At 31.6% G+C, this 14,149-nt stretch carries 10 protein-coding genes; all 10 read left to right on the top strand.

The window, feature by feature from the left end; all coding sequences use genetic code 11:
• Positions 1 to 111: 111 nt before the first annotated feature.
• Positions 112 to 2,346, top strand: a complete 2,235-nt coding sequence (locus T369_RS0107020) for an HAD-IC family P-type ATPase (protein WP_031553557.1) — start codon at positions 112 to 114, stop codon at positions 2,344 to 2,346.
• Between the two features lie 93 nt (positions 2,347 to 2,439).
• Entirely contained in the window at positions 2,440 to 2,826 is a 387-nt protein-coding gene (locus T369_RS0107015) for a DUF1310 family protein (RefSeq protein ID WP_031553554.1), read from the top strand.
• A 97-nt stretch (positions 2,827 to 2,923) separates the two neighbouring features.
• Positions 2,924 to 3,316 (top strand): DUF1310 family protein, encoded by a 393-nt coding sequence (locus T369_RS0107010; protein ID WP_031553541.1) that lies wholly within the window; start codon positions 2,924 to 2,926, stop codon positions 3,314 to 3,316.
• Positions 3,316 to 4,425: a DUF1310 family protein gene (locus T369_RS09030; protein WP_031553537.1), complete on the top strand. Its 1,110-nt coding sequence runs from the start codon at positions 3,316 to 3,318 to the stop codon at positions 4,423 to 4,425. Before T369_RS0107010 ends, T369_RS09030 begins: the two co-directional genes overlap by 1 nt.
• A gap of 480 nt (positions 4,426 to 4,905) precedes the next feature.
• The gene (locus tag T369_RS0107000; protein ID WP_031553535.1) at positions 4,906 to 5,307 is read left to right on the top strand and encodes a DUF1310 family protein; all 402 of its coding nucleotides are present in this window, start codon (positions 4,906 to 4,908) and stop codon (positions 5,305 to 5,307) included.
• 5 nt (positions 5,308 to 5,312) lie between these two features.
• Positions 5,313 to 7,823, top strand: a complete 2,511-nt coding sequence (locus T369_RS0106995) for an SA1320 family protein (RefSeq protein ID WP_031553531.1) — start codon at positions 5,313 to 5,315, stop codon at positions 7,821 to 7,823.
• A gap of 133 nt (positions 7,824 to 7,956) precedes the next feature.
• Entirely contained in the window at positions 7,957 to 8,340 is a 384-nt protein-coding gene (locus T369_RS0106990) for a DUF1310 family protein (protein ID WP_168421664.1), read from the top strand.
• A 70-nt stretch (positions 8,341 to 8,410) separates the two neighbouring features.
• Positions 8,411 to 8,800 (top strand): DUF1310 family protein, encoded by a 390-nt coding sequence (locus T369_RS0106985; protein WP_031553524.1) that lies wholly within the window; start codon positions 8,411 to 8,413, stop codon positions 8,798 to 8,800.
• Between the two features lie 63 nt (positions 8,801 to 8,863).
• A complete protein-coding gene (locus tag T369_RS0106980; RefSeq protein WP_031553521.1) occupies positions 8,864 to 9,571 on the top strand; it encodes a hypothetical protein in 708 nt (235 codons plus the stop codon).
• Between the two features lie 310 nt (positions 9,572 to 9,881).
• On the top strand, positions 9,882 to 14,149 hold a 4,268-nt coding region (locus T369_RS08895), incomplete at its 3' end, for a S8 family serine peptidase (RefSeq protein ID WP_031553518.1).

The following is a 14,149-nucleotide window of genomic DNA, read 5'->3' as shown; positions in this document are numbered from 1 at the left end:
CGGGGAAATTAACTTCAGTTAAGTTTAAAGCTATACAATATATTTTATGGTATAATTGTTATTAATCTACTATTTTGAAATAAAAATATATAGTGATTATTTGGAGGGAAAATGAAGTATTTGACAAGTGAAGAGGTTAAGAATGCTAAGAAAAATATTAGTGTTATAAAACCTTATAAAACAACAAAAGAAATAATATTTTCTAATATCTTCACGTTCTTTAATGCGATGAACTTGGTATTAGCTGCTTTTATCGCAACAACATTAAGATTTGAAAATATGTTATTTTTAGGTGTTATCGCAATAAATACTGCTATAGGTATTTATCAAGAAGTTAGATCTAAAAATGCTTTAGAAGAATTAAGTTTATTAGGACGAAATAAATATCGCGTAAATCGTGATAATGAAATAATAGAGGTCGATTCGGAAGAAATAGTTTTAGGTGAGTATCTTCATCTAAATCTAGGAGACCAAGTGCCTGTAGATGCCGAGATAATCGAAGGTAGTATTGAGGTTGATGAATCGTTACTAACTGGAGAAAGTGATAATATTTACAAAACTACAGGTAACGAACTTATGAGTGGTAGTAACGTAGTAAGTGGTAGTTGTCTAGTAAAAGTTACCGCTGTTGGTGGGGATAGCTATATTAATAAACTTGCTAAAAGCACAAAAGAATTTAAAAAATATCCATCAAAACTAAGAGACTATATGGATAGAATCCTGAAAGTAATATCAGTACTATTAGTTCCAGTTGCTATTATGTTATATGTTAGAGGTGCTAGTCTAGGGCGTGGCTATACGGATATAGTTTTACGTAGTGCAGGTGCATTAGTAGGTATGATACCAGAAGGGTTAATCCTGCTTGTAAGTGTGTCTTTAGCGGTTGCTGCGATGAAACTAGCGAAGAAGAAAGTTCTAGTGCAAGAACTATACTGTGTAGAAACTCTTGCACGCGTAGATGTGCTTTGTTTTGATAAAACAGGAACAATAACTACAGGTAACATGAATGTAGTCGAGATAGATGAAAAAGTAGCTAGCGAGTTATCTAGTTATTTAGCTTATTTTGAAGATGAGAATGCCACATCAAGAGCTTTAAAAAATCATTTAACTTGTGAGAAAAAATGGAATGTTGACGAGATTGGAGCATTTTCTAGTAAAAATAAATATTCATACATTCAATTAAAAGAAGGTGGTACTTATTTCTTCGGGGCCTATGAATTTTTAGGATTTGAAGAAGGTATGACGGAATACTATGAGAGCCTGAAACAACAAGGTTATAGAATATTATCTCTAGCTTATACTGATGAAAAAGTAACTACACCATCAAATATGAAGTTGACTGGTCATGTAGTACTTTCTGACGAAATCAAAGCTAATACAAAAGAGACATTTAAGTATTTTGAATCACAAGGAGTGGCTGTAAAAATAATAAGTGGAGACAATCATATTGCAGTTCTTGGGGTAGCTAAAAAAGCAGGGTTTAAAGAAGATGCTCGTGCTGTAGATATGACGAAATTAACAGAAGAAAACTTTGAGTCTGTAGTATTAGAAAATGATATTTTTGGTCGAGTAACACCAGATCAAAAACAACGCATGGTAGAGATTCTACAAAAAAATGGAAAAACAGTTGCCATGAGTGGAGACGGTGTTAATGACGTGCTAGCGCTGAAAAAAGCTGATATTAGTTTTGCGATGAATGGTGCAACTAGTGCGGCTAAGAGTGTTTCTAATATTGTGTTTTTAACAAATGACTTTGCAGTATTTTATGATATTTTAATGGAAGGTCGTCGTGTTATTAACAATATTCAAAAAGTAGCATCGCTATTTTTAACAAAAACATTCTTCTCGATAGTATTTGCGGTGATAAGTGTATTATTCGCCTTTGAATTTGCATTTATTCCTATTCAATTTACTATTATTTCAGCTATAACAATAGGAGTTCCATCGTTCTTTCTAACGTTTGAATCGAATAAAGAAAAAGTAAGTAATAACTTTATGAGAGATATTTTAACGAATGCCGCTATTGGTGGTGGTGTGTTGGTAGCGAGTGTTCTACTGACAAATATTGTAATAGATAACCAAGCGCAAATGAAGTTTATTTGCTTTGTACTAGCGCTTATTAATGGGCTATGTATGGTGGCAAAAGTTAGTTTACCTCTAAATAAATATAAAGTAGTATTATTAGGGGTGCTGAGCTTTGCGGCTATCGTTGGTGTGTTTGTTAATATATTTATTTTAAAAAACCACTTTGCTCCATTAGCTGCTCCACAGCTACTATATATAGTAGGGCTTGGATGTTTAATAGCGACTATTCATTTCTTTACAAAACGAAAAAGTTTAGTTTAATTAAGACGACAATTAGTCGTCTTTTTTTTATTCCTTTATAAAAATTGAAATATATAATATAATAAGTATTAACGAAATAGGAGCATTTAAATAATGAAAAAATTTTTAGTAGCGACCATAACAAGTATTTTGTTGTTAATTGGATTTGTAGTTGGAAATATTTATTACGAAAAATATAAAATAGAACATATTGTGAAAAGTGATAAAGCAAAAACAGCGGTTGAAAATATGTTGAAGAAAATAGAAAACAAGGCTTTAACACCAGAAGGAAAAATTAAAAGTTATAAAATTGATTATAGTAAAGTTAAAAAGAATCCGATGGGAGGGATTAATATTTCAATAATAGTTAATGATAATGAAGAAATGATAGTAAATACCACATTGGAAAAAAACTCGAGAGGTGAGTATATAATAGACTCAACAGCTATTTCTCCCGAACTATGGAAACTTACGGATAGAGGGCAAAAAGAGAGGGAATAAGTTAATAAAAACATTTATAGAATAGGTATAGTTTATAAAGAAAGATGTCTAGTTTTGACAACTAAAATACAATTGTGATAGAGACAAAGGTAATGATATGTTGAAGAAAGTATTAAAAGGAATTCTTATAGTTTTATTGTTAATTATGGCAATAGTAGGATTTATGTGGGGTAAAGAATATATGGGAAATAAAGAGATAGAGAATATTGTAAAAAGTGATGATGGAAAAGAAGCTATAGAAATTATGTTAAGAGGTATAGATGATAAAGCGTTAACCTCAGAAGGCAAGATAAAAAGTTATAAGATAGAATATGATAAAGTTAAAAAGAACCCAATGGGAGGGATAAATGTATATTTAATAATTAACGATGACCCTGAGATGAAATTAAATACAATTTTAGTGAAAGGTACACAAGGGAAAAAGTATGAAGCGGGTGCACCGGGACGTAGTCCGAAGTTTGATAAGCTTACAAATGAATTAGAGGAATAATGTACAATAAGAAAAAATTAGAGGTGATAACATTGAAGAAAAAAGTATTAATAGGAATTTCACTAGTTTTACTAGTAGTTGTCGCAATAGTAGGGGTAACAAAGTATAGAGGAAATATGAATAGTAATAAAGAAATAGAAAGTATAGTGAAAAGTGATGAGGTAAAAGAGACTATAGAAAATACGCTTAGGGCTATAGATGATAAAGCTTTGACGCCAGAAGGTAAGATAAAAAGTTACAAGATAGAATATGATGAATCTCAAAGAAATCCGATGGGCGGTATAGGTGTATATTTAATAATTAATGATGACCCTGAGATGAAATTAAACACTACTCTACAAAAAGGTACACAAGGGAAAAAGTACGAAACAGGTGCTTTGGGGCGTAGTCCGAAATTAAGAAATCTTACACAAGAGAAAAGAGGTGCAATTACTATATCGGATAAGGAAAATATATATTTAACAAATCAAGCATATGTTAAAGATCCTTACTTAGGTATGTCCTTAGAAACTTCTGATAAGAAGTATGTTGCAACTCTATCTGATATAAATGATAATCGTACCAATAATGGAGAACGAATTTTCTTATATACAAAAACAATAGACGGAGAAGATGTGGTTAAACCCGATGCTCAGACTAGGGATAGAATAAAGGTGAAAGAAGTAACGATATTGTTCCAAGGGTTACCGCGCGATGCGAAAGAGGGGGATTCGTCAAGGGATTTGGTAGAAAAAGCCTTGAAAACAACAAAAAGTATTTTGTCGAATGACAAGGTTGCGGTAGAGAGGTTAAAAGCTTCATCGGAATATTTAAAAGATATTATGGAGAAGTATCCATTTGCTAAAATTAATATATATGGTCATTTGTTAGGGGGAGCAGATGCGCAATATGCTTTAGCAAATGTAACAGATTATGATAGAATAAAATCTGTTTATCTATATAATAGTCCAAACGTCTTTCCTATTTTATCTTATGAACAAAGATTGAATGCCAGTGCATTATATGACAACATAAATAACTTTATAGATAGTAAAGACATAGCAGGTTTTGGTTATGAAAAAGATAAAGGGACTGTTGGTAAAATATATGAAGTAGAATCTAATTGGTAAAAAGTAATTAGTGACCAATGAAATAATAATATTATTAAATTAATATAAAATATCAATACAAAAAACAGCAAATTTAAAATGAAGATTTGCTGTTTTTTGTATTGTTGAACGAGATGATTTGCTTGAATAGAAGGTGCAAAGATAAAATGAAAATAAATAAATGTATTAATCAACACTATGGATATTTGGAGTCTTAATGTAGCTAAAATATTATATTTCTCCTTAAGTAATACAAAAATATTTATATAGACATATAATATACATATTTCAGTGTAGAATGAGCAACATAATATCATAGAATTGAACTACAACATATGTTGCAGTTTTTTGTTGTTTAAAAATAGATAAATAAAGTGATAATTTGATATAAGATGGACAATAAAAATCTTTTAAAATATACTATTCTAGATTTATATTTAATTATTTCATGAAATAATATACAAAGTGATAAAAAAGTATTATAATTGTAATAAGTAAAATATGATAGAAGGTGATGGTGTTGGTAAAAAAGCATTAATAGGAGTATCACTAGCGGTATTAGCCACAGTAGGAGTAGTAGGAGGTAAAGTATATATGAACAATAATGATAATAAAATAGAAAACATTGTAAAAAGTGATGAGGCAAAAGAGGCGATAGAGAAAATGTTAAAAGAACAAGATGATAAAGCCTTAACTCCGGAGGGAAAAATAAAAAGTTATAAGATAGATTACAGTGAAGTGAAAAAAAATCCAATGGGTGGTATAAGTATAAAAATTATTATTAATAATGATGAGGAACTTACTATAGGTACTATTATTAACAAATATAATTCAGGAAAAGATTATAGTTTAGGAGCCTTAAGTTTTTCTTCAAAATTACATAAATTATTGTATGAGGGGTAGAGGTTATGGCGTATTCAGATGAAACTAATGTAAATTTAGCGAAAGAGGAGTATGAAAATAGAAATATAGGTGATTCATTAAGGACTAATCCTGGTAATGAGTATGTAGGTATCTTATCTGATGCAAACGACAACCGTAGTAATAATGGAGAACAAATCTATACTTATACTAAAACAAGTGGAAGTAATGAAGTTGTGTCTCCAGATGCTCCACTTAGTGAAAGAGAAAAGGTTGAGGAAATAACCATATTATATAGGGGTTCAACTGCTCCGACTGAAATATTATCTAATGGGGGAGATGTATTAAGAGATTGGGGAGCAAATGATATTCCGATGGCTGGGAAAATAGTTACAGGTGGAAAAGGAGTTACCGGTCAGTTGGAAGCATCATCAGATTACTTAAAAGAAATGATGGATAAGTATCCAAATGCGAAAATTAATATTTATGCTCATTCATTAGGGTCAATGGATGCTCAATATGCCTTAGCGAATGTAACGGATTATTCTAGAATAAAATCTGCAAATATATACAATGGTCCGAATATTTATCCAACACTTACAGAAGAACAAAAAATAAATGTTAGTGCACTATATGATAAAATAAATAATTATGTAGATAGTAGAGACTCAGTTGGTTTAGGATATAATAAAGGAGAAGGTACAGTAGGGAAAACATATAAGTTTGTTGGAGAGGATAAGATTTCTAAAGAGGTATCTAAAGGAAAGGTTAAAGGAGCGCTTATAGGAAGTGTTTTTGGGTTAGGTGGTGCAGTTGTAGGTAAAAATATAGGATCCGTTTTTGGAAATGTAGCTGGGGCAACAGATCAGCATATGTGGGGAGGATATCGATTTGATGATAACGGGAATCTTATAGATGAAAAAGGAAATAGAGTAAAAGCATGGAATAAACCCGATGAAATAAAGAAACTTCAGGCAGAAGCAAAAGACAAAGTTAGAGATGCGGCGATTAACAAAGTTCAAGGTCTTTCAGTCGATGTAGACCGAGATGGTAAACTTGATGCACAATTTGGAAAAGATAAACTACTTACAACTGAGTTAATGCCGGGTAGTGGAGCTGGTAAAGATATAGTTATTAATTTCTCTTCTCTACAAGGATTATCCAAAAATTTACAAGGGTTATTAGAAGATATAAAACAAATAAGAGAGTTATTAACTAAATCAACCACAACAAATAGTACTGTAGAATCGAGAAAGGCAAATAGAACGGAAACTTTAGAACAATCTATAGTAAGCTACTTAGAACAAATAAATCTTATAAAGAGCATTAAAAATTTAGATAATTTTTACACGAAGTTAGAAGGAAAAGAAAAACTATTCTCAGAAATAGCTAATTATAGTACATATCAATTTTCTAGACAATTTGACTGGTTTGGATTTAGTGGTTTTAAAACATGGTGTTATAGAAGTGGAGCCTCATGGGATTATGGTATAGTGACTAAATTACTAGATTCACTAAGTAAAAAGGCTAGTGAAACTTGGGATACTATTAGTAAAACAATTAACGTAATACAGGGGTCAACTGATCCTGGTAAATTCTTTACTATTTACACAAGAACAGGAATAGCTCAAAAAGGTGTGGATACAATAAATAGTTTTAAGAAAAGTATAGGTGACACTTTAAAAGGTGAAGGAATAAGATCTGCATTTGATGATGGGATAGCTAATCCTCTTACGGAAGTGTTAGCTGTCGAACTAACTAATGTTGACAAAATGGAATCATGTATAAATAGTATGATTGGTAGTGTTAATGCACTAGCTGAAAGTCACAGAAATAATGATGCTACGATTGAACAAAACTGGAGATCTAATCAAGATGTAATGGGTGGCTATATAGTAGGGACTATTCCAACAGATTTTGATACATTTGTTAAGCAATTAAACTTATTTGATGACTTAGAAGTGTTAAAAGCCTTTGATCAACAAGTCGATAATACTACAAAATCTTTAGGGGATAGTATGATAACTGCTTTTTCAGGGTATTTAACTGAGTCTAAAAGTAGTGTTGATGCTACTCATAGCGGTTTAAATGATACCGAATCTGCAGCTAGCGATGTTATAGCTGAATTTGCGACAGAAATATGTTATAAGGTGAAGTTAAGTATAAATTTTTATAATACGGTAGAAGCATGTATTAGTATAGCTAGCAGCATTAAAGAAATTAAGAATTTTATAGATAATATTGAGCAGGAATATCAGGAAACAATACAAACAATCTTTAACACTGGTAATTCACTACCTTCATTAAAAACACAGCTTAGAAGTTATCTAGAAGATGCAATATATAATTATTCTACGTTGTCTGATGTAGTAAAAGGTCAAAGAGTTATAGCATCGATTATGAATAGGATATATACACAAGCTCTAGGATTTTTAAGATTAGTGAATGAAAATAAAGGTAAATCAATAGAAGCTCTAGCGGAAAGAATGGAAGATATGGGAACTATGGCTTCTCATATCTCCCAAATAGTAGAGCAATGTTTTGGAAGTAAAGCATAATAAATATATAAAGCGAAGAAGTTTTTCTTCGCTTTTTTATATAAACTAAGTAGATTTGCATGTAAAGTATTTAAAATATATACAAACTATTGAAATAATATTATAATTATAAGTAAAATAATAGAGTGGGAGGATGAGATTGTTGAAAAAAATATTAAAAGGAATCCTGCTAGTTTTACTATTAATTGTAGGGGCAGTAGGATTGATATGTGGTAAAGAATATATAGAAAGTAAGAGAATAGAACATATAGTGAAAAGTGATGAAGCAAAACAAGTTATTGAAAAAATGATAAGAGAAGAGGATAATAAGGCGTTAACCCCAGAGGGGAAAATAAAAACTTATAAGATAGAATTTGATAAAGTTAAAAGAAACCCAATGGGTGGAATAAATATATATATAATAATTAATGATGATCCGGATATGGTATTAGATACTACTTTGCATAAAGGTACTAGAGATAAGTATGAAACAGGAGCAAGGGGAATTAGTCCTAAATTATCAAAGTTTATCGATTAGCGAAAAAGGTAATTTAATGTATATAGTCTATATATAAAATATAGTAATATAAATAGTTTAGGAGGGGACGATGAAAAAAGTATTAAAAGGAATCCTGATGGCTTTACTATTAATTATAGGGGCGATAGGGTTAATATATGGTAAAGAATATATAGAAAGTAAAAGAATAGAACATATAGTGAAAAGTGATGATGGAAAAGAAGCTGTAGAGAGTATGCTGAAGAGTATGGATGATAAAGCATTGACTCCAGAGGGAAAGATAAAAAGTTATAAGATTGATCTTGATAAAGTAGAAAAAAATCCGATGGGAGGGATAAATATATATTTAATAATTAATGATGACCCAGAGATGAAGTTAGATACAACTTTAGTGAAATTCAATAAAGATGGGAAGTATGAAACAGGAGCTAAGGGAATTAGTCCGAAATTAGGTGAATTTGTTTATGGAGAAAGAAGATAAATATATGTATATAAAAATGAACACTGCTGATAGTGGTTTAAAATAAAAGGAGGTCTTTAGAAAATGGCGAAGAAAAAGAAAAAAAGTAATAATATGGCTGATCGCTATCATGGGCCATTAATTGAAAATGAAGTGGTGTTAGGGTATATAAAGTTTGTGCCATGGTTTACTCTTGTGATTTCAGGTATGATATTTTGGGGGATGACAATCGGAAATTGGACTGACGTCTATAGAACTTTGTTTGAGGTGTGCATATACTACAGTGCTTTCGCAATAGTCATTTCTTTTTTTGATAAGTTTATTTTAAAATTTAAAATTTTTGTTTATCTGCTTATTTCTTTAATTTTCGTAGTGTTAACTATTGATATTAGTTGTATAAATTTGTTGCTTATTTCTCAAGGTGAGTTATCTTCAGAAATGATGGTAGTTTGTGTTTATATAGCAATAGGTCTGTTTCTAATTTTCAGCTTTGTTTATGCATGGTATTATTTGCCGAAAAATCAAGGGAAGATTTGGGCGATTAACCAATGGGAAACTTATGAAAAACTACTTAAAAATAAGAAATTAATGAAGTTTCTAAAACCTTTACCAGTTGTTGCATTTGTGCTTATAGTGATAGCTGTTTTATCAGGGCATGAGAACTATATTGAATGTGTCTTTGGTGTTTTAAATGGAATTTTAGATTTATTCGCTTTTCCAGCCCTTGTAGTAGATGCTATTTATGGAGCTATCTATATAAGTGGAAATCCTAGCTACGATGAGTTGGAGTAGAAGGTGTGATTATACGCAAATAAAACTTTAAAAAGAATAGTATCGTATAAACCGATGTTTTAATAAATAAATATAGAAATATATATGAAGTGAAGAATGTTTTCTTCGCTTTTTATTTTTTATAAAACACAGATGGTTAATATTATAATTATTTGGATAAATATAACTCGCTAATTGTGATAAGAGTAATAGTACAGAAAAAATATTACCTAAATTTTATTAAACTATTTCTGAATATTGAATTGATTTTTCTGATTATTTAAGTTAAAATATAGATATTATTTTTAAAAAACCAGGAGGAGTTATTAACATGAAATTTCCGAAGAAGCCAGTAGTAAGTGTAGTGAGCTTATCTTTACTAGTGGGGAATGTTAATTTATTAACTAATAATATTAATTCAAAATTTATTTATGCACAAAATGGTGCAAAAGAACAAGCATTATCTAATGTTTCAAAAGAAGATGAGAAAAAATTTAATAATGATGATAAGGTAAAAATAATTGTTAAATTAAAAGAGGATAAAGTAAATCCTGATGATTTAAAAACAGCTGAAGGGTTGAAAAAACGTGAAGCTAGCACAAAAGAACCTCGTGAAAAAGCCTTAAAAGAAATAAAAGAAAAAGGTGTGAATTATGAAAAACTATTTGAATATGACACACTTTTAAATGGGTTCGCTTTAGAAACTACTTATGAAGATGCTAAAAAAATTCAAGCAATGAACTTCGTAGACAGTGTTGAAGTAAGTGTTGCTTACAAAAAACCAGAAACAACTACTAATGCAGTTGAAACAAAAAAAGAAGAGGTAAATGACTTCTCTAAAGCTCTAGATAGTTATAATCTAATTAACATTCAACCACTATGGGATAAAGGCTACCGTGGGCAAGGAAGAGTAATAGCGGTACTTGATTCAGGACTTGATCCTGATCACCCAGTTTTAAGATTAACTGATAACTCTCAGTCTAAATATAAAACAAAAGAAGATGCTGAAAAAGCGATGAAAGAAGCGGGAATAGACTACGGTAAGTGGTATAGTGATAAATTACCGTTTGCTTTCAACTATAATGATTGGAATAATGATATTAAACAAAGTGGATTCAAATCACATGGTATGCACGTTGCTGGTACTGCGGTAGGTAACCCTAAAGAAAAAAGTGGAACAGGTGACTATATTACAGGTGTAGCTCCAGAAGCACAATTAATATTTATGCGTGTATTCTCAGAGTCTAAAAACTCAGGAACAGAGTCTTATATTTATACTAAAGCTATTGAAGATGCTATTAAGTTAGGTGCCGATACTATTAACTTAAGTTTAGGGTCACCAGCTGGTTCTGTAATGGAAGTTGGAGATGGCTTAATTAGCGCATTAGAAGTTGCTAAAAAAGCTGGGGTAAATATTGTAGCTGCTGCTGGTAACAATGCCTACTTCTCTAAAGGTGGTTTTGATTACATCACACCACGTGCGGTTAACCCAGACTATGGAACAGTAGGGCGTCCATCAGTATCTGATGATGCTATTTCTGTTGCTAATATTAGTAATAGTGTACTTAATAGAGAGATTGCTACAGTTGCGAACTTATTAGGTAATGCGGCTTTCAACAATGGTAATGTGCCTATCTTTACATATTCAAAACTTTTTGAAAATAAAGACTATGACTATGTTTATGTAGGTGTTGGGAAAGAAGAAAACTATGAAGGAAAAGATCTAACAGGTAAAATTGCCTTAGTTCAACGTGGTGAAAATAGCTTCGAAGATAAGGTGAAAATAGCTAAAAAACATGGAGCTGCAGGGGTAATAGCGTACTTTAATGATGGGGATACTATTTATAACGTTGTCCTAAATGGTCAGGATAAAGACTTCCCAGTAGTAACGACTTATTATAACTTCGGTAATGAACTAGCTCAACATGAAGGGGAGTATAAAATTAACTTCAACGGAAAATGGGAGAAAAAACCAAACGAAAATGTTGGTAAATTCGACGATTCATCTAGTTGGGGATTAACAGTTGATGGATATTTAAAACCAGACGTTACAGCACCAGGTGGAGATATTATCTCTTCTTATAATGATGGAAGATATGGATTAGACAGTGGAACAAGTATGGCTTCACCTCACGTAGCTGGGGCAACTGCATTAATAAAACAAGCTCTTGCGGAAAGATTCCCAAGTAAGACAGCGGAAGAACTTCAAAAATTAGTAAAACACTTATTAATGAGTACAGCTAGTATTAATGTTAATAAAGATAATGGTGTATATATCTCTCCAAGACAACAAGGTGCAGGTTTAATAGATGCGTATAAAGCTGCTTATGGAGATGTTTATGTTACTGGAACAAATGACTATGGTAGTGTAAGTTTAGGTAATGTAGGTGATAAATTCGATGTTAAACTATTAGTTCATAATATTTCGGATAAACCTAAAACTTTAAAATATAAATCAACATTAATTACAGATGACGCATATGGAGAAGGTAATGGTGATTGGACTGGTTACTTAACTATGACTTCACGTCTACTTAATGAAATAGAAGGTGAAAAAACAGTTACTGTAGGTGCAAATTCTACTTCAGAAATCACAGTATCAGTGGATGCAAGTAAATATAACGAAGAACTATTAAAATTATTTAAAAATGGTTATTATTTAGAAGGATTTGTAGAATTTTACGGAGCTGATGGTAAATCAACAGATAAAGTAGCAAGTATACCATTTGTAGGATTTAAAGGGGAGTTCCAAAACTTACCAGTATTAGAAAAACCAATTTATTCTATGAAAGATGGAGAAAAACCAACATATGAATATGGATTTGATTCAAATAATAATAACTGGGATTCTCTAACGGATATGAACTTCACAGGTATATTGACTACATTCAAAGAAGATAAGAAAGATAAGAGAACTCTTGCAGGTGCATATATTAACCCAATAACTAATGTGAGATTCTTTACAGATAAAATATACTTCTCTCCTAATGGGGATGAAAACTATGATGAAATCGGTATGCGTGGAGTATTCTTACGTAACTATGAAAACTTAAAATTAACAGTATACGCAAAAGATGATGTTGAACGTAAAAATCCACTTTACGAAAATGGAAATGCATCAGGGAATAAAAACTTCTTTAACAATACAGGGAAAAAATATACTGCATTATCTCTAACAAACTGGAAAGGTGTAGATAAAAACGGTAACCCTCTTCCAGATGGAGAATATCAATATGTTCTTTCATATAGTTCACAAGCGACTGGTGCTAAAATGCAAGAAACATCATTTAATGTAGTAATCGATAGAAAAGCTCCTAAGATTACAGGTGCTAATGGTGGATATTATGATGAAACTACACGTAAGTTCACTCCTTACCCAATAATGGAAGATGGAAGCGGAGTATTCTACAAAAAATTAAGTTATGGTAAAAATGTGATCCAACCTAATGAAGATGGAAGTTACACTATTCCAGAAGGTGTAGACTTAAAAGATGTTACTTTCGAAGTAAAAGATTTCGCCGATAATAAAGATAGCATCGCTTTATCTAATATTGCAGGTAATGGTAAAGGTAGCCTTGAAGTAGAAATCAGAAAAGGTGATGGAACTGGAAATAACTCTCGTAGAGTTCGTTACAAAATCACTAATGAAAAAGGTGAGGTAGTAGGTGATGACTTCTCACGTAATAAACGAACTTATCAATCATTACCATTTGGTAAATATACTGTAGAAGTAGTGTTATTAGATGAAGATTATAGATTAAAAACACCTTCGAAAATAGAATTCGAAATAACTAAAGATACTCCAACTAAAGAAGTAGAGTTCAGAGTGGATGAAATCATCAAAAACGCTGTAGAAATTAGTTTCGATAAACCAGTTCCTACAGGTACAAAAGTATATGCTGTATCTGAATCAGGAACAAAAATAGAATTACCAACAAGTCTATATGGAAAAAATGCATTCCAAAAACGTTTAGAAAATGGTAAATATACAATTCAAATCGTTACTCCAGAAGGTTATACGCTAGAAGAAAATAACTTTGAATTAGAAGTTAAAGATGGACATAATAGAAAACAAGTTGGTATAACTGAAAAAGCAGTAGAAACACCGAAAGAAGACAAAGAGAAAGAAACACCAAAAGAAGATAAAGAGAAAGAAACTCCGAAAGAAGACAAAGAGAAAGAAACACCAAAAGACGATAAGGTGACAGAATCTCCAAAAGAAGATAAAGAGAAAGAAACACCAAAAGAAGATAAGGTGATAGAATCTCCAAAAGAAGATAAAGAGAAAGAAACACCAAAAGAAGATAAGGTGACAGAAACACCAAAAGATGATAAGGTGACAGAATCTCCAAAAGAAGACAAAGTTGTTGAGACTCCAACTCCAAGTACACCAACGACGCCAACAACACCGGCAAAACAAACGCCAGTGACACCGGCACCAAGCACAACGCCAACAACACCGGCAAAACAAACGCCAGTGACACCAGCACCAAGCACAACGCCAACGACACCGGCCAAACAAACACCAGTGACACCGGCGCCAAGCACAACGCCAACAACACCGGCAAAACAAACACCAGTGACACCAGCGCCAAGTAC

Origin of the sequence: Gemella sanguinis ATCC 700632 (genome assembly GCF_000701685.1) — a bacterium.
GTDB lineage: Bacteria > Bacillota > Bacilli > Staphylococcales > Gemellaceae > Gemella > Gemella sanguinis.
This window is presented reverse-complemented; position numbering and strand designations above follow the sequence as displayed.